This window comes from Sulfurovum aggregans, from assembly GCF_055385215.1.
Map to the genome: position 1 here is coordinate 94,748 of NZ_AP042387.1, position 21,880 is coordinate 116,627.

The following is a 21,880-nucleotide window of genomic DNA, read 5'->3' on the forward strand; positions in this document are numbered from 1 at the left end:
GATGAAATTAATCTGATCATATCTACAAATACTTCTACTTTTTTTATATCTTTTTTTGCTTGCTTTTATTTGCAAGATGTTTCAGCTTCTCCTCCACAAGATAGTTGATACTCCCTTTTGTAAATTTACCGTTTTTATCTTTTTTACCGCTTGCTTTACCGGTGAGTATCTCCATCCCTTCATCAATACTCTCAATAGCATAGATCTTAAATATATCACTTTTCACAGCTTCCAGGACATCCTCTTTCAACATTAGGTGCTCTACATTTGATGCAGGGATAATAATGCCATTGTTTTTGGTACTGCTTACAAGATAGCATACATCAAAAAAGCCCTCTATCTTTTCATTGATGCCACCTACTGCCTGAACTTGGCCATGTTGATTGACTGAACCCGTTACAGCAATGGATTGGTCCAGAGCTATTTCACTTAGTGAAGAAAGTAGAGCGAACAGCTCTGCACATGAAGCACTATCACCATAAATTTTACTGTATGATTGCTCAAATACCAGTGTTGCCGTTATGCTAAGTGGAAAATCCTTGGCATAGGTAGCTGCCAAATAAGCTGAAAGTATCATTATGCCTTTATCGTGTGTCGGCCCACTGAGTTTCGCTTCTCGCTCTATATTGACCACTCCCCCCTTGCCAAGTCGGGTAAGTGCTGTGATCCGGGAAGGATGTCCAAAAGAGAAATTTCCAAGATCCAGGACAGCTACACCATTTATCTGTCCTATAGCATTTCCATCAGTCTGTATGAGGATCGTTCCTCTTTGAATTGCTTCGTAAATTTGATCTTTGATCCTATCTGACCTCTCGATCTTTTCAACGATCGCTTGAACTATTTCAGCTTTATTGATCGTTTGCAGTTTCTTCTGTCTGGCAATAAAATCAGCCTCCTGCAACAGGTCATTTAAACTTCCTAAGTGTGTTGATAGCTTTTGACTATCTTCTGCCAATCGGGAACTATATTCGATCACTTTACCTACAGCCTCTTTATCCAAAGGCAAAAGTGCATTCTCTCTTGCAATCATACCGATCATTTTGGCATAGAGCAGGCTATTTTCATCATTTCTCTGGGTATCATTTTCAAAATCAGCATTGATCTTAAAAAGCTCTTTAAACTCCGGATCATAGTTATAGAGTAGATAATAAAGTATTCTGCTTCCGATCAAAACAATCTTAATATCCAATGCTATTGTCTGTGGTTCCAATGTAAGTGTACTGCTCAGACTAAGAGACTGAGCTAAAGACTCTATACGTATTTCACCGGATCGGAGCATCCTTTTGAGTCCTTCCCAGACAAAAGGCTGCATCAATACCTTTGAAGCATCCAAGATTAGATATCCGCCATTAGCTTTATGTAATGCACCAGGTTTGATAAGATTAAAATCAGTCAAAAGTGTACCCATTTGCGCAATATATTCTATCTCTCCAAAAAGGTTTGCATACGTTGGATTATTTTCATAAATGATCGGAGCACCTTCTCCATCTTTATGGCTTACAAGGACGTTGACACGATATTTGTTAAATATACCGCTGCCTTTTGCTGATCCTATTCCCATAAATAAAAAATTACTCTGTGTTGAAGGTAAAAAATCTTGAGAGTTTTTGATAATATCCTCTTCAATACTTTGCAGATAGGTTACGACTTTATCGTAATTTTGATATCTCTTTTTCAACTCATCTATACTGTTGTCTACAGCCTTTTTTGTCATAGCCCGTTCAAGTTCTCTGATCTCTTTTTGCTGCTCTCTGCTTTTTATCACCATATCTTGTGCAGTATTTTCTATTTGTATTGTAAATTTTTTGATCTTCTCCTGGATCTTCCCTTTCTCTTTATCACTAAGCGCCTGATATTCGTGTTTTTCAAGAATTTTGTTTTCTTTGCTCATAGGAGAAAGTGTGTAACCCGATGCCGTATAGTAGATAGATATGAATTCTTGCTTTGCTTTCTCTTTCAGCTCTTGAAAAGATTGTTTCTTAATCTCATTGAGTCTGTTGATGATAGACTGCTTCTTTTCCCTATATTCTTCACTCTCAAAAATAGACGGAATGATACTTTTCAACTCCTCTATAAACTCTTCCATATCATTTTTAAGCTGTACCCCTATAGAAGGCAGAAGTTTTAAGGAGATCGGCTTTTGGGGATCTTCAAAATTGTTCACATAACACCAGTCTCCCGCTTTCTTCTCATCTTTAGCATGACTTTGAATGAATTTTTCAACAACATTGTGTTTTCCACTGCCAAGTTTTCCCATAGCATAAAGATTATATCCTTCTTTCTTTATGCCGATTCCGAAACTGATCGCTTTGAGCGCTCTACTCTGCCCTATGATCTCATCAAGCTCTTCCAGTTCTGCAGTAGTTTTAAAATCAAATATCTCCAAGTCACAATACTTATAAAGCTTATCAACATTAAGTGGTTTTATCATACTCTGCCTCCAAACTCTGGACAATTATCAATAATAGCTTTTAGCTCGTGATATTCCATCTGATGCGCTTTGGCTACAGGCTGTTCCGTCACAAATCCGCCTGCAACATTGACACCGCTATAGATAGCACTGTCTTGTAAACTGGCATTCTTCCATCCCATGTCTGCGATCTTTTTCACATAAGGAATTGTTGCATTTGCCAATGCCTGTGTAGAAGTTACAGGATAATCTCCAGGCATATTGGCAACACAGTAATGTATCACACCATTTACCTCAAAAACAGGATCATCATGTGTTGTTGGTCTGGAAGTCTCTATACATCCCCCCTGATCAATAGCAACGTCTACTAAAACCGCTCCTTTTTTACAAAGAGAGAGCATCTCCCTTGTGATCACGTGAGGTGCTTTCTCGCCTGTAACATAGACTGCTCCTATGACGATATCTACTGTAGGTAGGATCTTTTCCATATTGTAGGTGTTGGAGTAAATCGTTGAAACATTTTCTGGCATTATATCTTCAAGTTCAGCCATACTGCTTGGGTTTCTTCCCATAATAATGACATCAGCACCCATTCCGGCTGCAATTTTGGCTGCATTTTTAGCTACTGTACCGCTTCCTATGATCAATACTTTTGTTGGTAGAACACCACTGGTTTTACCTATCAGTACCCCCATTCCATTGTTATGGGCTGAGAGGAAATAGCCTGCGACCATCGGTGCGATCTTACCTGCAATTTGGCTCATAGGTTCAAGCAGAGGTACTTTTTTCCCTTCTTGTACTGTTTCATACGCTATAGCTATTACTTCTTTTTCTTTGAGTATCTCGGTCAGTTCTTTCAGGGGAGCAAGATGAAGATAGGTAAAAAGTATTTGCCCCTGTTTTAAAAGATCATACTCATGGGGTTGGGGCTCTTTGACCTTTAAGATCATTTCACAGGTATGATATATCTCTTGGGGAGATTGAAGGATAATTGCACCGGCTTCCTTATAGTCATCATTAGAAAACCCGCTTTTTTCTCCGGCATCTTTTTCAATATAGACATCATGTCCGCTTTGAACAAGCAGCCTAACACCCGAAGGGATAATACTAACCCTATACTCCTTGGTCTTTATCTCTTTTGGAATACCAATTTTCATTCGAAAATCTCCTTTTAGCAAAAAAAGCCCAGTAAAATTCCTCTTACTGACGCTTGCCCTGTAAGGCACCATGAAACAATTATAAACGTTTCATAAGACTATTCTTTAATCCTCTATTCCTACTATATGCCTTGCTATAGGATTTGCCTCCAGCCTTTCAAAAGGTATGGGTTTAGCACTTTTTTCACATATCCCGTATGTTCCGTTCTTTATTTTTGTCAGTGCATGATAGGTTTCTTTGAGCTCATTCTCCTGCTGATCCAAAAGGGTATTGTCTTTTTGGCTGATATTCTTCAATGAAACAAGGTCTTCAACATCATTGATCCCGTCATCACTGCCTACATCCTCCAATTCTCCTTTAAGCTGTGTTATATTGTCTTCAAGCTGTACCACTCTCTCTTTAAGTATTTTTTCAAATTTATCAAAGTCAAGATCATTTCTTTTTTTCATCATATACTCCTTCTTTTTTTATTATATCACTTTCCAATAGATTTTGAAATCAAAAAGATAAAAGCAATACAGGAGAAACTTTAAAGAGGCTATTCTGGAGTTTGATTCATTAAACACCTGAACCAATCCAGTTCATCCAGTTTTTCCCATGGATATTCTGCATATCCGATCTGTCCTTTTGCTGCAACCTCTGCATATAAAAAATGCTCCTTATATGGTCGGTCCAATCCAAACTTGTCCGTGATCCATCTGGGTGTGAGTGAGAATTTCTCAGCGATCATCCGGGATAGTTCTTCGTCTTTAAGATCGGTCAAGGCTGTATGCTCTGTATTAACCGTTACAGAGATCGGTCTGGGTTCAGCGATCACATAAGAGAGCTGTACCAGAGCTTTTTTTGCAAGTCCTGCCGCTACGATATGTTTTGCCAGCCATCTGGCAGCATAGAGTGCCGACCGGTCAACCTTGCTATAGTCTTTTGAGCTCTGTGATCCTCCACCTATAGGGGCATAACCACCATAGGTATCACACACCACCTTTCTGCCGGTCAAACCCGAATCAGCAATTGGAGAATGTCTGACGAATCTTCCTGTATTGTTAATATAAAATACTATCCTGTCTGCGTCAAAATGCCCTGCTTCAAACTTTACTTCCTCTGCTATGATCTTTTTAACCAACGCCTGAACTTCTTTCTGTTTTATCGTACTACTGTGAGAAATTGCCACAATGATCTTTGCAATGCGTTCAGGCCGGCAATTATCAAAATTTTCTTTACTGCCATAATCCATGACCACTTCCGTTTTGAGATCCACACCGAATGTCTCAGGATGTTCAAGCGCATATTGATACAATACATCCCTGATCTCTCGGGCATATGCTAAGGCTGCAGGCATATAATCTTCACGCTCACTGCTTGCATAACCGAACATCATCCCCTGATCTCCGGCACCTATCTCATCATTCTCTTTAACCACTCCCATGGTGATATCAGGAGATTGTTTACTGACATAGACCTGAATATCTGTCTCTTCGGGAAAAAGTGTTTCACCTCTTTTAAATCCGGATTCCGGATACCCTATCTGCTTAAGTGCCTGCTTGGCAATACTTTCATAGAATGCAGAGTCCACAGGGAACTTGGTTGTGACTTCTCCTCCTATGATAATATGTTTACCGCTGATAAACACTTCAGTTGCTACTTTCGCATCAGGATCAAGCTGTAACAATTTATCTACGATCGAATCGGCAATAATATCGGCACATTTGTCCGGATGCCCTGCTGATACAGATTCTGAAGCAAAAAGATACATAAGAGACTCCTCCTTTCCTTTATGGTCACATATAGATCTTTACTCTAACCTATATTTTATATTCTATCATAATAATTTACCCGAATAACAGGTATTCCAAACGAATGATTTTAATAGTATAATGAAGAAAGATACAAAAAAAATATAAAAAGGAGAATAAGATGTCAGTAACAGCATGGTTAAGTAAAAAACTCGGCAGCGGAAAAATTCTATGTCAGGCATGTGCACAGTCGTGTAAGCTGGATGAAGGTGAATACGGAATCTGCGGGATAAGAAAAGTTGAGAACGGTGAGCTCAAACTTCTTGTGTACGGACTTGCCGCTGCAGTGAACATAGATCCGGTAGAGAAAAAACCGATGTTCCATTTCCTGCCTGGCAGTACAGCTTTTTCGTTTGGAACAGTTGGTTGCAACTTTTCCTGTAAATTTTGTCAGAATTTTGATATCTCCCAATACCCAAAAGAGCATGAGCACAAGATATTCGGCGAGGAGCTCCCTCCTGAGAAGATCGTTGAACTTGCAATAGAAAATGGATGTAAATCCATCGCCTATACCTACAATGAGCCGATCGTATTTTTTGAATATACATATGATACGGCAAAACTTGCACATGAGAAAGGACTGAAAAATATCTATGTCACCAGCGGATTTGAAACACACAAGGCCCTAGACCTGCTTGCACCGTATATCGACGGAATGAATATAGATATCAAAGGTTTTACAGAGGAGTTCTACAAAGAGATCTGTGGTGCCAGGCTGAAACCAGTACTTGAATGTGTCAAATATGCTTATGAAAAAGGAATATGGGTCGAAATAACAACACTGTTGATCCCAGGGAAGAATGACTCAGACGAAGAGATAAGAAATATTGCCAAATTCATTGCAGAGGTTGATCCAACCATACCATGGCACCTCTCTGCATTTTACCCGATGTACAAGATGCTTGATGTTCCCCCTACCCCAGGCTCAACATTGTTCAGAGCATATGAGATAGGTAAAGAAGAAGGGTTGCAATATGTTTATGTCGGTAATATTGATGATGAAGAGCATGAATCAACTTACTGTCCAAAATGTAAAAATAGAGTGATCGATCGGAAAGGACATATCGGGCAGTACGTCACCAATGAACTTGACGATAATGGTATCTGTCCGCATTGCGGGTACTCTCTGGAAGGATTATGGCACTAAAAAGAGTCAAGCTGAAATATGAAGTATGAAAAAACTCTTGTTAGCGGATCGCTTTCTCAAAGGTTTTTTTATCTTCATCGTTATGAAATATGAAATAGATTTTGATATCATATCCTTCCTCTAATAAAAAACGTTTGACTGTTTCATAGGCAATGCGTGCTGCTTTCTCTTTTGGATATCCGTAAATACCTGTTGAAATAGCAGGAAATGCAATATTCCTGCATCCAAGTTCAACTGCCACTTTGAGTGAATTCCCATAACATGATGCCAAAAGGGAATCACAATTGTTACCACACAGATGATAAACAGGACCCACCGTATGGAGTATATACTGTGCCGGAAGATCTCCGGCCGTTGTTGCTACAGCTTCACCTGTGGGCAGTCCGTTGGGATATTTCTCTTCCCGTATCTTTCTGCAAGCTTCCAGGACCGTCGATCCTCCGGCTTTGTGTATTGCAGCATCCACACCGCCACCTCCAAAAAGTGAATTGTTGGCTGCATTGACGACAGCACAGACATTTTCTTTGGTGATATCCCCTGTTTTGAGGATAATGTTATTGTGCATATATGACCTTTTTATTATATTATAACCCAAATCCCGAAATAGAAAATTCATTTCATAAAAATTGAGAGACTATAACCCGTTTTTGTCTCCGAACTGTAAAAAAGTGTGCTTAAAAGAGCTCTTTGTATCCCTATGTCAACAAAGTGGTGCGTCAAATACTCTTTTTAAAGCCATTTTCCTGATTTTTTGACATAGCTATCCTGTCACTTTGTCTGAAGAAGAAATGATAAAGGGAATGCCGCAGTGGTGAAGTTGCTACTCTAAACTGAGCAAATAGCATTGATGCCGTATGTGATTGAGGATATCCACAAACGCTTCATTGACTTTAAGCACGATTTGGCGAGCATGATGGACTACTTTACCTGCAATATGATACAGTTTATAGCGAATGGTTTGAATGGTGTGTTTTTGCCAGCTGACATGTAATATACGTTTAAAGAGTATGAACAGGTTGTATGCCAATGTACCGATATGAAAGTAGAGCGCATTGGCTTGAAAGTCTGAAGTTGGCAGGTACTTCAGATTGAACCCGTTTTTCAGTTCTTTGATTCGGTTTTCACTGGTATCACCCCGTTGTCGGTAAAAGCGTACAATCTCTTCAGCTGTTTTCTCCAAGTCATTGGTGGCAATCACACTGTAACGTTCAGAAGCGAGTGCCAGCTTCTCTTCCTGGCTTAGAAACGCCTCCATGCCATGCAGCAATGGGGTGGTGGTTTTTTTAATCACAATCATACGAAAGGCATGATCGGTATTCTGCATCGTGTGGTAAAATTCTGCTACCTCTTCTTTGAGATGATGTGCGGTACCTTTTATTGTTCTAAGGGGTTCCCAGGAATCAATTGTTTCAATGTTTGTCAGTACACTCCTGTCAAGATGCCCGCCTACCACATAGATGATATTACGATTATTGCAATAATTGAACAGTGATGACTGATACGAAGCGCTATCGGCTCTCAGATAGGAGAGTTTTCGATGTTTGGGAAGTTGTGCTTCACACTGTTTGACGAATGCAAGATTATGATCAGCAGGTGCTACATTACCGGCTCTAAACTCCTGATGAATCACATAGCCGCCATTAAGATGCCCAATGATGGGAGTAAATCCCGGGAACATTTTATAGGTGGTAAACGCAATAGATTTATGGCTTTCTATCACGGTTGCATCAATATCAAGCACCAAAGGTTCATCTATTCTGCGAAGATAGCGTTGTAGCAAGGTACGGTTGAGTTTTTCCATCCCCGACATCTTGACTTTGCCGGAGCGTTTGAGCCATTTGCCGATACTGTCTGCTGTGGGAATATGCTTTATCCCAAGTAGTTCTTGGAGTGCGTGATCGGACTGAAGGGTGCGGATATCCTCCAGATATCTGCCTCCACTGTGTAACATTAGAACAAGTGAATGGATAAAGGTATAAGGATCGTAGCCTCGGTTACTTTTAGGTAAAGGAAGATATCGGTTGCATAACCGATCAAGCTTGATTGCTTTTAAAAACTCTCCAAAGACTGCCTCTCCTGCTCTGGGTGTCAGTCTCTCTTCGGTGCTCTCTACAGTGAAATTTAAAACACTTTGTGCCATACTTTTATCCTCCTGGAAAAAGCTCACCCATTGGGTGAAAGCGTTGAGTGGGCTTTTTCTCTGGCTTTCTTCGTATTTTACGGCATCTTCACTTATTCTTTTGTTTTTCTATTTCGGGATTTGGGTATAACAGAGATGAGATATCAAAATAATTTTAGTGTATAATACTGTAAATCAAAGGAGTATCTTATGCCCCGGTCACATAAAATGATCTATGCTGCTTATGTATTTGTATGGATCATCATGGCGATAAACCCTAAATATCCCCAAGATTGGCTTCTTGAAAATGTATTAGTTTTTCTTGTTTTTCCTCTGATCATATGGTTAGATACAAAGTACAGGTTCAGCTCTATCAGTTTAATATTACTTCTGATATTTGCCAGTCTGCATTCATTGGGATCACATTATACTTATGCAGAGATGGAACATTTTAATATGATCACTGAGTTTTTCGGATTTGAACGAAACCATTTTGACCGTCTGGTACATTTTCTTTTTGGATTGCTCACATACAGGATCATTTTTGAGATGATCAGACCCAGTGTTTCAACACTGAAACCGGCTTTACTCTTTACCTTTACAATGATCGTTTCCATCTCCACACTGTATGAAATGCTTGAATGGTTTGCTGCCATCACATTCCATCCGGAACTTGGTTTAGCCTTTTTGGGAACACAGGGAGATATATGGGATGCACAAAAAGATACTCTTGCTGCGCTTATCGGTGCTTTGATCAATATCACTTTTTATAAAAACTATAAAAAGCTATTGCATCATCATAGTGATACATGATTCAGTTCATTCTGCCATACTCCATACCGAACTTCAGAAGGTCACTGTTGATCTCATATTTTTGAAAAGAAACCTCTTCGATCTTTTTAGACTCGAATACTCCCTTATTGTAACATATAACAGAACTTTTCTTCCCTTCAAGCAGAGCATCTATGGCATGTGTGACAAAATGAAAAGCCATAAGACGGTCATAGACTGTAGGGGTGCCTCCACGCTGTATATATCCAAGTACAGTAATACGGGATTCAATACCTACTTCTTTTTCAAACCATTGTGAAACTTCTTCAGAATTTTTCAAAGATTCAGAGACAAGAGCAATAAAATACTTTCTGCCTTCTTTGATCTGTTTTTTGAACAGTACTTTATAGGTATCCAACTCATAGGGTATTTCCGGTATCAGACACATTTCTGCTCCACTTGTAAGTGCAGAGATCAGGGTCAGATAACCGCATTCTCTTCCCATTATCTCTATAATAAAGGCTCGACTAAATGATGAAGCTGTATCACGGATAGAGTCTATTGCAGACTTTATGACATTCAGTGCCGTATCTACACCCAGACAGTATTCTGTCCCGGCAATATCATTATCTATTGTGGAAGGAATACCGCTGAAATTTATCCCATCACTTTCATTGCTTAGGAGCTGCATACCTTTGAAGGAACCATCACCTCCCAAAATGATCAGATAAGCTATTTCATGAGATATAAGGTTGTTTATGGCCAGTTTCCGATATTCCTGTTCCATAAAACGTTTTGAACGAGATGTATATATTTTGGTACCACCACGGGAAATGATACCGCTGACATCACTGTAGCCGGCTTTATATATTTCATTATCTATCAAGCCTTCAAAACCATTATTTACAAAATAAGGTGTAAGGCCTTTTTCTATACTGTATTCAACAAAACGTTTCAATGCAGCATTCATTCCTGAAACATCACCACCCGAACAGAGTATGGCTATATTTTTCATGGTTTGCCTTTTTCAATAGATTAAAAAATTATAGCATGAAAAAGCATTCAAAGTTATTCAGTTAAAAAATATGTATAATTCCTGTAGAGGTATTGAATATGAAAAAAACATCAAAAAAGAACAATAAAACATTAAAACAGATAAAAACCATTATGCGCCACCCCAGTTTTGAGGTAGCAGAGGAAGATAAAGGTTTTCTCTACTCTAATGAAGCTAGAGGTGTAAGGCTGGAACTTGATTATCTTAAGGCAGAGGTGAAGATGAGGAAACAGGGAATTGACCATACTATTGTAGTATTCGGAAGTGCCCGTATCACTGAATTTGACAAAGCAATGGAAACACTTGAAAAGATCAAGAAAGCATTAGAAAAGTCTCCCCATTCAGAAGATCTGATAAGCGCTCTAAAAAGAGCTGACAGTATGGTGAGTAAAAGTATTTACTACGATGAGGCACGTAAATTCGGACAGCTGGTCGGAAAGAGCGGTAAAGGTCCTGATGATTGTCATGTCACATTGATGACCGGGGGTGGTCCGGGCATTATGGAAGCTGCCAACCGGGGTGCATGGGATGTGGGTGCCAAATCCATAGGCCTTAATATTGATCTGGCACATGAACAGTTCCCCAATCCCTATATCACCCCTGAACTCTGTTTTCAATTCCGTTATTTTGCCATACGGAAATTACACTTTCTCCAGCGTGCCAAAGCACTGGTCATCTTTCCCGGCGGTTTTGGTACATTGGATGAGTTCTTTGAAGTATTGACACTGATACAGACCAGAAAAACACCGGAGATCCCTGTTGTTCTTATAGGTGAAGCGTATTGGAAACGTGTGATTGATTTTGATTTTTTAAAGGAAGAAGATGTCATTGCACCGGAAGATGAAGGAATATTTATATATGCTGAATCGGCTAATGAAGCCTGGAAAAAGATTATTCACTGGCATGAGGAAAATAAAACACCGCTTTTTTAATATCTTGTAACACCTGTGAGACATGGAAGCAGTGCTCTCCCAGTGTCCCAAAACATAAAAAAGATCAACTCATAGAAGTTTTATCAGAGAGTGTTCTTTTTTTAATGGTGTTATTATCCTCCATCTTCTTTTTCTCTTCTTTTTCCGGTTTTACCTTGGATGTCCCAGCCGAGTCGGATCTTGCAGTTTTTTTCTTAGCCATACTCACTACAAGTTTCCCTGCTCTATATGCAGTTTTTATGGTTCCTTCATCCGCATTATCCGGAAGAGAGAGACTTTGCTGATACATACGGACTGAACGGGACTTGCTTACACTGTTCGCTCTTTTGTTCTCCTGTTCCTGTACGATCTTGGCTGTGATCGACATTACATGATCGGTTGTTGTAATATCTATATGGTTCTCTTTGCTCTCAGGGATATTGGTAACCAACTCATAATGATCCCCCTTATCTTCTAATTGATTACGTACAGCTATTTTATAAGTTCCCAATGGACTTACAAGTCCTGATGAACGTTGCTGCATACGCTGATGCATACGTTCGAACATTTTATCCATATTACGTTGCATCTGCATCATCTCTTTAAAGATATCATCTCCGAAAGGGTCATTGAAAAACGGATCGTTAAAAGGATCGCTTGCATGAAGTGACAATGTTGCTACAAGAGGCAACACTAAAAAGGAAAGTTTTCTACTTAACATTCTTTGCTCCTTAACATGGGTTTCTTCACCAAATTATAAGAGCCAAAGTTTAACCGTTTTTTAATCGAAAAAGAAGGTCATCCATAGAGAGTTCATTAATATGTGTCTTGCCCATTACAGCAAGCAAAGAGCGTATACCGTGAAGAAGCTTATGATGATAAAAAGCTATGTGTTTTGATTTCTCTATCACTAGGTATTTGCTTCTTTTTGCTTCATTCATCGTAGCAAGTCCTACAGGACAGTCTTTTCCGTTTGCTCCACTGCACTCTCTGGCACGTATACACCCCGCTGATATCATAAAACCTCTGGCAATATTCACAAAGTCTGCACCATAGCACAGCAACTCTACTATGTCATCCGGAGTAAGTACTTTTTCTGCAGCAATGATCTTTATCTCTTTTCGCAATCCATAGGTTTCAAGTACTTCATTTACGATGTGAAGTGCTTCCCGTATGGGTAACCCGATCTTACTCATCATTTCAAGCGGAGCGGTAGCGCTTCCTCCGTCACCCCCGTCCAGAGTAATAAAATCCGTGATACTTTTCCCCTCTTCCAATCTCATTTTCAGTGCTTTGGCATATATCTCAAAACTTTCTTTGGATGAAATAACGATCTTAAATCCTACCGGTTTTTCAGATACTTTTTGTAAACGTTCAATAAAATCAAAAAATGTTTCCATATTTGTAGCATAGGGAAAACGATTTGGACTGATAAGATCTTTATGTACAGGGATACCTCTGTAATAGGCGATATCATCACTGACTTTTCTTGCAAGCAGTTTACCTCCTGTCTGCTTTGCTCCCTGTGCCAGTTTTACTTCGGTCATACGGCAGAAACGCATGACTTTGACATAACGTTCTTCATCAAAGTTCCCCTCTTTGTCTCTGACACCATAAAGACCGCTTCCCATTTGAAATGTGATATCAGGTACACCGGATGGCACACTGTCAGGAAACAGTTCCAATGCTTTATCCCAATCAATACGAAAATAGACCAGTTCGGTTCTATCAAAGATAAATGACCCTTTGTCTTTTTGACGTACCACCATACTCCGGTAAAGACGCTGAGACACTTCTCTGTTCGTAAAGAACTTCATGATCCTATAAACAGATTTGGCAAACCATGTACCCTCTTTTTTTTCTAGATAAGCATGATCACAGTCACACAAATTGAGTGTAGCAAGGAAGTTTGAGGTTAAACCGCCTTCTCCGGTATTGATGGGAAAATGTCCATTAAAGGCACCTCTGGCAAATGCCCTTGTACCTTCAGGTGAAATGGCACCATCACTCATAGCAGATCTTCCTATAATACTTTTAGTCTGGTAAGGTTTTTTTCTGTTCGGACCGAAAAGTACAGAAAAATCACTCTGTACTTCATGTGTCTCTTTGACAAAATTGGCATGTTTGAACAATGTTTTCTGGTTCCCGTAGGGATTGGCCGTAGAAAAGGAGAGATAGGCATTTTTACCTTCTGAGACTTTATTGATCCAGTCAAGTTTCTCAAAAGAGTCATAGAATGTTTCATCACCGAAATACTGGCGCATAGGATTCCGCAGCAAATAAAAGAAATAACGTAAACGTCCTATAAGAGGATAGTTGATAAGTACCTGGTTCTTTCTTTGTACAAAACGGTCATAGATCGCAACAGCGACCATAACCAGAAGTATAACAATGAAAAAAAGTTTTAACAGTATGCCCCAGTCTGCGGAGAGAATGGTGAAATAATGGAAGAGATTCTCTTTATTCATATTTTTCCCCTTCGAAGAACAGATGATCCAAACTGTATTTTCCTGCACCGAAAGTAGCAAAGATCATAAGAAAAATAAAATAATACATTGGTATCTCTATACCGTTATCTGCAACAGAAAAACCGTGTTGGGCATGTACAAAAACCATAGCCCCCAACATTACACAAGAGAGGAGTACAGAGATCATACGGGTAAAAAGTCCCAATATGAGTAATACGATACCCAGTGTTTCAACACCGGACACCAGATATGCCGCTAATGAGGGAAAAGGAATGGAAATACTTTCAAACCACTTTACTGTCCCTTCCAGGTCATTTATCTTCACAAGTGCCGGTACAGCAAAGCCATAGGCAATGGCCCATCGTGCCAGTAAAATAATGATATTTTTCGGATATGAAAAAAGTACACGACATTCTCCTAAAAAATCTTTCATAGAATTTCCTCCCGGTACACAACTATTACATAGAATAATTATACACTTTTAATCGTGTAGCTTCTATGCAATAATGAAAAACCGGAAAACTTTATGAAGAAACTTATTTTGATTCTATTACTCTCTCTCCTCTTTTGCTTTCTCATAGGATGTTGCGAACATTAGGCAAAGAAAAAGAGACAAAAAGAGAGAGATACATAAGAACTATAACGGTCCGGTGAAGTTTGCAGATGATAAAAGTCGTTATAGACTTGCACACTGATTCATAGTCAAATGTCTAAATAGCTTGATACATCTTATTAACTTAGTGTATTCCATAGAAAAAGGATCAAGAAAATGAGAGAATTTACCTCCCGTAAATATTCAAGAATCGCAAAACTCTATGACCGGTTTGAATGGCCGATTGAAAAACTGTTTTTTAAAAGGTTAAGGAAAGAAGCCGTCTCATATGCTTGCGGCAGAGTGCTGGAGATTGGCGTGGGAACTGGTAAAAACCTGCCTTATTTCAATGGGAATGTTGATTTGACAGCAATAGACTTTAGTCCCGGAATGCTCGAAATTGCCAAGAGAAAAAAAATAGAAGCAGGATTAAAAGATCTTAAACTATATGAGATGGACGTTCAAAACCTGAAATTTAAAGATAATACATTTGATGCAGTAGTCAGTACTTTTGTATTTTGCACTGTTCCCGATCCGATCGCAGGTTTAAAAGAAGTATACAGGGTAGTTAAACCTAAAGGAAAAGTCATATTTCTTGAACATATGAAAAGTAAATATTTTGTAGTGAATATAATGTTATACCTCATGAATATACTATCAGAAAAACTTCTCGGGACCTCAATGACAAGGGAAACACAAAAGAATATAGAACAGGCTGGTCTCACAATTATATCAGTTGAACATAAAGTCCTGGATGTAGTCAGACTTATTATTGCGACAAAGTTATGACGTGTGACAAATCTCTGAAACAGCCAATACAGGTAGTTTCGATTGGCTTAGATCAATCATGAACCGGCTTTAAAGCGACACTCACCAAGTGTAATGGTTTTTCCTTTCCGTATCTCCCCCAGTATATAGTCAAGTGTGCCTTGAGCATCTGCTTCAGGCATCTCTTTTTCTATCATACGCAAAGCCTCTTTTTCAGTGGTTTTGGTCCACGTTTTTTCATACGGGTATTGTGTCATTATCACCATATATCAGATCAAGCCCAACTCTGCAAAAATAGGTTCTACTTCAATCCACCAATTTTCAAGTTTTACAGCGATATCGTTTACCGCACTCTTCTCTTTACGCCACTCTTCGATCTTTTCTATGATCAACGGCTTGTTCTCTTCGGCAATTTTATCTGATTTTTGTATACGATTTATAACTTCTTCAATTTTCTTTTTCATAACATAAACTCCTTTTTTCTTATTTTAGTTCAATCCTTCACTATTGTCAACCATAGTAATCATCCCAAATCCCGAAATAGAAAATTCATTTCATAAAAATTGAGAGACTATAACCCGTTTTTGTCTCCGAACTGTAAAAAAGTGTGCTTAAAAGAGCTCTTTGTATCCCTATGTCAACAAAGTGGTGCGTCAAATACTCTTTTTAAAGCCATTTTCCTGATTTTTTGACATAGCTATCCTGTCACTTTGTCTGAAGAAGAAATGATAAAGGGAATGCCGCAGTGGTGAAGTTGCTACTCTAAACTGAGCAAATAGCATTGATGCCGTATGTGATTGAGGATATCCACAAACGCTTCATTGACTTTAAGCACGATTTGGCGAGCATGATGGACTACTTTACCTGCAATATGATACAGTTTATAGCGAATGGTTTGAATGGTGTGTTTTTGCCAGCTGACATGTAATATACGTTTAAAGAGTATGAACAGGTTGTATGCCAATGTACCGATATGAAAGTAAAGCGCATTGGCTTGAAAGTCTGAAGTTGGCAGGTACTTCAGATTGAACCCGTTTTTCAGTTCTTTGATTCGGTTTTCACTGGTATCACCCCGTTGTCGGTAAAAGCGTACAATCTCTTCAGCTGTTTTCTCCAAGTCATTGGTGGCAATCACACTGTAACGTTCAGAAGCGAGTGCCAGCTTCTCTTCCTGGCTTAGAAACGCCTCCATGCCATGCAGCAATGGGGTGGTGGTTTTTTTAATCACAATCATACGAAAGGCATGATCGGTATTCTGCATCGTGTGGTAAAATTCTGCTACCTCTTCTTTGAGATGATGTGCGGTACCTTTTATTGTTCTAAGGGGTTCCCAGGAATCAATTGTTTCAATGTTTGTCAGTACACTCCTGTCAAGATGCCCGCCTACCACATAGATGATATTACGATTATTGCAATAATTGAACAGTGATGACTGATACGAAGCGCTATCGGCTCTCAGATAGAAGAGTTTTCGATGTTTGGGAAGTTGTGCTTCACACTGTTTGACGAATGCAAGATTATGATCAGCAGGTGTTACATTACCGGCTCTAAACTCCTGATGAATCACATAGCCGCCATTAAGATGCCTAATGATGGGAGTAAATCCCGGGAACATTTTATAGGTGGTAAACGCAATAGATTTATGGCTTTCTATCACGGTTGCATCAATATCAAGCACCAAAGGTTCATCTATTCTGCGAAGATAGCGTTGTAGCAAGGTACGGTTGAGTTTTTCCATCCCCGACATCTTGACTTTGCCGGAGCGTTTGAGCCATTTGCCGATACTGTCTGCTGTGGGAATATGCTTTATCCCAAGTAGTTCTTGGAGTGCGTGATCGGTCTGAAGGGTGCGGATATCCTCCAGATATCTGCCTCCACTGTGTAACATTAGAACAAGTGAATGGATAAAGGTATAAGGATCGTAGCCTCGGTTACTTTTAGGTAAAGGAAGATATCGGTTGCATAACCGATCAAGCTTGATTGCTTTTAAAAACTCTCCAAAGACTGCCTCTCCTGCTCTGGGTGTCAGTCTCTCTTCGGTGCTCTCTACAGTGAAATTTAAAACACTTTGTGCCATACTTTTATCCTCCTGGAAAAAGCTCACCCATTGGGTGAAAGCGTTGAGTGGGCTTTTTCTCTGGCTTTCTTCGTATTTTACGGCATCTTCACTTATTCTTTTGTTTTTCTATTTCGGGATTTGGGATCATTTACCTTGGTTAGTATAATTTAGTTAAACTAACGGCATTTTAAAAAGAGGATATACTTTGAAAGATGTTATTAAAGATTTCATAAAAAAAGATTCATCGTCCGGCATACTGCTTATTATTGTTACTGTTTTAGCCTTGCTGCTGCAAAACAGTGTACTCTCTTCTTTCTATACAGGATTTCTGCATACTCCTGTAGAGATACGTTTTGGAGCTCTACAGATAGCAAAACCACTTCTTCTATGGGTAAATGACGGACTCATGGCAATCTTTTTCTTTCTTGTCGGGTTGGAAATAAAAAGAGAGGTCATAGAAGGACATCTCTCTTCTCTCTCTCAAATCGCCCTGCCGGGCATTGCTGCTCTTGGCGGCATGATTGTACCTGCACTGGTTTTTATAGCCTTTAACCGTGGTGAATCATTTGCTATGAACGGTTGGGCTATTCCTACAGCTACGGACATTGCATTTGCACTGGGGATCCTCTCTTTGCTTGGAAAGAGAGTACCTGTCTCTTTAAAGATCTTTCTTATGGCACTGGCGATCATCGATGACCTTGGTGCTATTGTGATCATAGCACTTTTTTATACCAGCGAACTCTCCACTGCATCCATTACTGTTGCAGCTATAGCATTGGCAATACTCTTCATTATGAACCGCATGCATGTTGCCAGACAGTCAGCCTATATCTTGGTAGGTATCATTTTATGGGTAAGTGTACTGAAATCAGGTGTACATGCCACCTTGGCAGGTGTGGCACTTGCATTTTTCATCCCTCTCTACTCAAAAGATGAAAATGGAAAAACTTTCTCTATGTCACACAAAATGGAAAATGACCTGCATTACTGGGTTGCATTCTTCATCTTGCCGCTCTTTGCCTTTGTGAATGCAGGAGTTGACCTTAGAGATCTCTCCATTGAAGAGATGGGAGGAACAGTGCCTATGGGTATCATGGCAGGACTTTTCATAGGTAAGCAGGTAGGTGTATTTGGTTTCTCATGGTTGGCTATCAAGATGGGAATAGCATCATTGCCAAAAGAGAGTACCTGGATGCAACTCTATGGTGTAGCTGTTCTTACAGGTATCGGATTTACCATGAGTCTATTCGTTGACACCCTCGCCTATAACGATACCAAACTCTTCCACTATGCCGATAAACTGGCAATTCTGCTTGGTTCACTCTTCTCCGGAGTTGTCGGATATCTCATTTTGAAGATGGCAATGAAACGATAGTCTGCTTCATCACTTCTCTCCAATCACGGGAGAAGTGCTTTTTTATCACAGATCTTTTATGTGGAATACAGCAATCTGAACAATCTTGATGTATAGCCTCATCACTTTCAAATCTTTTACCTTTTTTTGCCTCTATGCTGCATATACTGTAGCAGGTTCGACCCTCCTCTTTCTTAAGCCCTTCATCTGAAAAACGAAAGTACATACATCCGCAGAAGTAGCAATTCAGCTCTTCCATCTTATGACATTTTTTATTTTGAGCATAAAGAGGACAAAAGTCCGGATGTTTCTCTTTCATATTCTCATAAACAAAATACCCGATCACTTCATCATCACTCAAATGGGTAAGTGTCTTCATAATGTCAGCATGCTTTTGGGCATGGGTTTCGAACCATTCTGTGTAGGTCATAGTACTCCTTTCATCAAAGTATAACCCAACTGCCATAAAAGAAAAAGCACCATTACGCTATAATCGCGGCAATAATACATTAGATATGGATGCAACATGAGCGAAACAACAGAAAAAAAAGCAGTATATAACCCAAAAGAGATAGAAGAGAACTATTATAAGATATGGGAAGAACGTGGATACTTTGAGATAGAGGGTAACAAAAAGATACAGGAAGAGGGAAAAAACTTCTGTATCATGATGCCCCCTCCCAATGTTACAGGACACCTGCATATCGGCCACGGGTTGACATTTACACTTCAAGACATCATCGTACGTTACAAGCGTATGGACGGGTTTAAAACACTTTGGCAGCCTGGTACCGACCATGCCGGTATCGCTACACAGAACGTTGTTGAGAAACAATTATTGACTGAAGGTACGACAAAAGAAGCGCTTGGACGTGAAGCATTTTTGGAACGTGCCTGGATGCAGAAAGACAATTCCGGGAATGCCATCACCAATCAGCTTAGAAAACTGGGGGTTTCTCCTGCCTGGTCACGTGAACGTTTTACTATGGATGAAGGACTTGCAAACGGTGTAAAAAAAGCCTTTAAACAGATGTATGACAACGGTCATATTGTTCGTGGGAACTACATGATAAACTGGTGTACTCACGATGGTGCCCTCTCTGATATCGAAGTAGAACATGAAGACCATATGGGAAAACTCTACCATATCAGGTACCCTCTTACAGACGGTTCAGGCGTAGTAGTCGTTGCAACAACACGTCCGGAGACATACTTTGGTGATACAGCTGTCATGGTACATCCGGATGATGAACGACATAAACATCTTATAGGGAAAACCGTAAGGCTTCCACTTATCGGCAGAGAAGTGGAGATCATTGCAGATGAACATGTAGATATGGAGTTTGGTACAGGTTTCGTTAAAGTCACTCCTGCACATGATCCGAATGACTACGAAGTAGGAAAAAGACATGATCTTGAATTTATCACTATTTTCGATGAAAAAGGTATATTAAATGAGTACTGTGGAGAGTTTGAAGGCATGGAGCGCCTTGAAGCAAGAGATGCTATTATGGCAAAACTTGATACTGAAGGTTATGTAGAAAAAGTAGAAGACCATGCACATCAGGTAGGACACTGTTACCGATGTAAAAACATTGTAGAGCCGTATATCTCTAAACAATGGTTCGTCAAAAAAGAGTTTGCCAAAGCATCCATTGAAAAAGTAAACAATGGTGAAGCTGAATTCTTCCCTTCTCACTGGATCAACTCTTACAATGCATGGATGGGTGAGCTTCGTGACTGGTGTATCTCTCGTCAACTCTGGTGGGGACACCAGATACCGGTAATGTATTGTGATGACTGTGGTGCAGAATTTGCCTTTGAGGGAGAGACACCTTGTGAATGTGTTAAATGCGGAAGCAAGAATATCCACCAAGACCCGGATGTTCTGGATACATGGTTCTCTTCCGGACTTTGGCCGTTTTCTACACTGGGTTGGGGGAATGGAGATACCTTTAAAGGTGAAAAATGGACAGAAGAAGATCTTGCAAACTTCTACCCTAACAACCTGCTTATCACAGGGTTTGACATCCTCTTCTTCTGGGTTGCACGTATGTTGATGATGGGTGAGAACATCATGGGTGAGCTACCATTCAAAGACATTTACCTGCATGCTCTCGTCAAAGACGAGAAAGGAGAAAAAATGTCTAAGTCCAAAGGAAATGTTATCGATCCTTTAGTGATGATAGAGAAGTACTCTACCGATGCACTTAGATTTACACTGGCTGTACTTGCTGTACAGGGGCGTGATATTAAACTGAGTGAAGAGAAGCTTGAACAGAGCCGTAATTTTACGAACAAGCTCTTTAATGCAACGAATTACCTGCAGTTGAATCAGGAGACCTTTGAGGACCTGGTTCAAGAGAACATTCAAACTCCTCTTGGACGTTACATGCTCTCACGTTTCAACCTTGCAGTCAAAGAGACCCGAGAGTTCATGGATGTCTACCGTTTCAATGATGCAGCAACCACACTCTACCGCTTTATGTGGGGTGAATTCTGTGACTGGGGTATCGAGCTTTCTAAAGCAAGTAAAGAGAGTGTATCTGAGTTGGGAAGCATCTTTAAAGAGTCACTCAAGCTTCTGCACCCTTTTATGCCGTTCATCACTGAAAACCTCTATCAGAGACTTTCCGGACAAGAACTGAGTGAAACTGAATCTATTATGGTAATGCCCTATCCTAAAGTTACTGCTATAGATGAAGAGATAGCAGAACAGTTCAACCTTGCCATCGAAGCTATTGTTTCAGTAAGGCGTTGTAAAACACTCATTGAAAAAGGGAATCAAAAGATCGAAAAAGCTTCTATCAAGTTTAATAAAGAGGCGGACACTGCCCTGCTCAAGCCATTCATAGAAAAACTAGGAAAAGTCGAAGAGATCAGTTTTGTAACGGAAAAGCCGGACAACTGTGTAACAGATGTCTCTGATTCGCTTGAAACGATGATCTCAACAGCTGATATTGATATGTCAGCTATCATCTCCAAACTCTCTAAACAAAAAGAGAAACTGGAAAAAGAGATACAAAAGCTAAACGGTATGCTGAACAATGAAAAATTTGTAGCTAACGCTCCAGAGCAAGTGATCGCTGAGAATAAAAAGGCTTTGCAAGAAGCACAAAGCAAGATGGATAAAGTATCTGCTGAACTTGAAGGGTTTAGCAAATAAATCCACAGGGTCGGTTTACCGTCCCTCTAAAAATAATCTTTTCAGTCAATATTTATTTTCTCCAGATAAACTCACTGACAATTTAAATTATTCATTATTTTAAGGAAAAC

General features: G+C 39.7%; 20 protein-coding genes. 6 read left to right on the forward strand and 14 right to left on the reverse strand.

Annotation, left to right across the window (positions count from 1 at the left end; genetic code table 11):
* Positions 1-43: 43 nt before the first annotated feature.
* From ACZ48W_RS00410 to metK, 4 genes are all read right to left on the reverse strand, one after another.
* Positions 44-2,431, reverse strand: a complete 2,388-nt coding sequence (locus ACZ48W_RS00410) for a Lon protease family protein (RefSeq protein WP_464828794.1) — start codon at positions 2,429-2,431, stop codon at positions 44-46.
* Positions 2,428-3,567 (reverse strand): alanine dehydrogenase, encoded by a 1,140-nt coding sequence (gene ald / locus ACZ48W_RS00415; protein ID WP_464828795.1) that lies wholly within the window; start codon positions 3,565-3,567, stop codon positions 2,428-2,430. The genes ACZ48W_RS00410 and ald overlap by 4 nt, the downstream gene beginning before the upstream one ends.
* 105 nt (positions 3,568-3,672) lie before the next feature.
* Positions 3,673-4,017 carry a TraR/DksA family transcriptional regulator gene (locus ACZ48W_RS00420; protein WP_464828796.1) on the reverse strand — a complete coding sequence of 115 codons (345 nt, stop codon included), beginning with the start codon at positions 4,015-4,017 and terminating at the stop codon, positions 3,673-3,675.
* A gap of 89 nt (positions 4,018-4,106) precedes the next feature.
* A complete protein-coding gene (gene metK, locus ACZ48W_RS00425) occupies positions 4,107-5,321 on the reverse strand; it encodes a methionine adenosyltransferase (protein ID WP_464828797.1) in 1,215 nt (404 codons plus the stop codon).
* Positions 5,322-5,482: 161 nt separating this feature from the next.
* Here metK and amrS point away from each other — a divergent pair, with 161 nt between their 5' ends.
* Positions 5,483-6,508 carry an AmmeMemoRadiSam system radical SAM enzyme gene (amrS, locus tag ACZ48W_RS00430; RefSeq protein ID WP_464828798.1) on the forward strand — a complete coding sequence of 342 codons (1,026 nt, stop codon included), beginning with the start codon at positions 5,483-5,485 and terminating at the stop codon, positions 6,506-6,508.
* Between the two features lie 40 nt (positions 6,509-6,548).
* On the opposite strand, the gene ACZ48W_RS00435 is transcribed toward amrS, so the two are convergent.
* Both ACZ48W_RS00435 and ACZ48W_RS00440 read right to left on the reverse strand, forming a co-directional pair.
* Entirely contained in the window at positions 6,549-7,073 is a 525-nt protein-coding gene (locus ACZ48W_RS00435; RefSeq protein ID WP_464828799.1) for an O-acetyl-ADP-ribose deacetylase, read from the reverse strand.
* A gap of 255 nt (positions 7,074-7,328) precedes the next feature.
* Entirely contained in the window at positions 7,329-8,648 is a 1,320-nt protein-coding gene (locus ACZ48W_RS00440; protein WP_464827689.1) for an IS1380 family transposase, read from the reverse strand.
* A 189-nt stretch (positions 8,649-8,837) separates the two neighbouring features.
* Here ACZ48W_RS00440 and ACZ48W_RS00445 point away from each other — a divergent pair, with 189 nt between their 5' ends.
* Complete coding sequence (locus ACZ48W_RS00445) at positions 8,838-9,440, forward strand: DUF2238 domain-containing protein (protein WP_464828800.1); 603 nt, start codon at positions 8,838-8,840, stop codon at positions 9,438-9,440.
* Between the two features lies 1 nt (position 9,441).
* Here ACZ48W_RS00445 and ACZ48W_RS00450 read toward each other — a convergent pair whose 3' ends face one another.
* The gene (locus ACZ48W_RS00450) at positions 9,442-10,413 is read right to left on the reverse strand and encodes a 6-phosphofructokinase (protein WP_464828801.1); all 972 of its coding nucleotides are present in this window, start codon (positions 10,411-10,413) and stop codon (positions 9,442-9,444) included.
* 98 nt (positions 10,414-10,511) lie between these two features.
* Here ACZ48W_RS00450 and ACZ48W_RS00455 point away from each other — a divergent pair, with 98 nt between their 5' ends.
* Positions 10,512-11,384 carry an LOG family protein gene (locus ACZ48W_RS00455; RefSeq protein ID WP_464828802.1) on the forward strand — a complete coding sequence of 291 codons (873 nt, stop codon included), beginning with the start codon at positions 10,512-10,514 and terminating at the stop codon, positions 11,382-11,384.
* Positions 11,385-11,448: 64 nt separating this feature from the next.
* On the opposite strand, the gene ACZ48W_RS00460 is transcribed toward ACZ48W_RS00455, so the two are convergent.
* The 3 genes from ACZ48W_RS00460 to ACZ48W_RS00470 are packed head-to-tail and all read right to left on the reverse strand — an operon-like array spanning position 11,449 to position 14,264.
* Positions 11,449-12,084, reverse strand: a complete 636-nt coding sequence (locus ACZ48W_RS00460; RefSeq protein ID WP_464828803.1) for an Hsp20/alpha crystallin family protein — start codon at positions 12,082-12,084, stop codon at positions 11,449-11,451.
* 49 nt (positions 12,085-12,133) lie between these two features.
* Positions 12,134-13,831: a glutamate synthase-related protein gene (locus ACZ48W_RS00465; RefSeq protein ID WP_464828804.1), complete on the reverse strand. Its 1,698-nt coding sequence runs from the start codon at positions 13,829-13,831 to the stop codon at positions 12,134-12,136.
* Complete coding sequence (locus ACZ48W_RS00470) at positions 13,824-14,264, reverse strand: DoxX family protein (protein ID WP_464828805.1); 441 nt, start codon at positions 14,262-14,264, stop codon at positions 13,824-13,826. Before ACZ48W_RS00470 ends, ACZ48W_RS00465 begins: the two co-directional genes overlap by 8 nt.
* A 336-nt stretch (positions 14,265-14,600) precedes the next feature.
* On the opposite strand from ACZ48W_RS00470, the gene ACZ48W_RS00475 reads away from it, so the two are divergent.
* Positions 14,601-15,212 carry a class I SAM-dependent methyltransferase gene (locus tag ACZ48W_RS00475; RefSeq protein WP_464828806.1) on the forward strand — a complete coding sequence of 204 codons (612 nt, stop codon included), beginning with the start codon at positions 14,601-14,603 and terminating at the stop codon, positions 15,210-15,212.
* 56 nt (positions 15,213-15,268) lie between these two features.
* Here the strand turns inward: ACZ48W_RS00475 and ACZ48W_RS00480 are convergent, their stop codons facing one another.
* The 3 genes from ACZ48W_RS00480 to ACZ48W_RS00490 all read right to left on the reverse strand — a co-directional run bounded on the left by ACZ48W_RS00480 (position 15,269) and on the right by ACZ48W_RS00490 (position 17,268).
* Complete coding sequence (locus ACZ48W_RS00480) at positions 15,269-15,448, reverse strand: hypothetical protein (protein ID WP_464828807.1); 180 nt, start codon at positions 15,446-15,448, stop codon at positions 15,269-15,271.
* A 12-nt stretch (positions 15,449-15,460) separates the two neighbouring features.
* A complete protein-coding gene (locus ACZ48W_RS00485; RefSeq protein ID WP_464828808.1) occupies positions 15,461-15,655 on the reverse strand; it encodes a hypothetical protein in 195 nt (64 codons plus the stop codon).
* A gap of 293 nt (positions 15,656-15,948) precedes the next feature.
* Positions 15,949-17,268 (reverse strand): IS1380 family transposase, encoded by a 1,320-nt coding sequence (locus ACZ48W_RS00490; RefSeq protein WP_464828809.1) that lies wholly within the window; start codon positions 17,266-17,268, stop codon positions 15,949-15,951.
* Between the two features lie 187 nt (positions 17,269-17,455).
* On the opposite strand from ACZ48W_RS00490, the gene nhaA reads away from it, so the two are divergent.
* Entirely contained in the window at positions 17,456-18,625 is a 1,170-nt protein-coding gene (gene nhaA / locus ACZ48W_RS00495; protein WP_464828810.1) for a Na+/H+ antiporter NhaA, read from the forward strand.
* Here the strand turns inward: nhaA and ACZ48W_RS00500 are convergent.
* Entirely contained in the window at positions 18,597-19,034 is a 438-nt protein-coding gene (locus tag ACZ48W_RS00500; protein ID WP_464828811.1) for a hypothetical protein, read from the reverse strand. The genes nhaA and ACZ48W_RS00500 overlap by 29 nt on opposite strands.
* 96 nt (positions 19,035-19,130) lie before the next feature.
* Here ACZ48W_RS00500 and ACZ48W_RS00505 point away from each other — a divergent pair, with 96 nt between their 5' ends.
* Entirely contained in the window at positions 19,131-21,770 is a 2,640-nt protein-coding gene (locus ACZ48W_RS00505; protein ID WP_464828812.1) for a valine--tRNA ligase, read from the forward strand.
* The last annotated feature ends 110 nt before the right edge of the window (positions 21,771-21,880 follow it).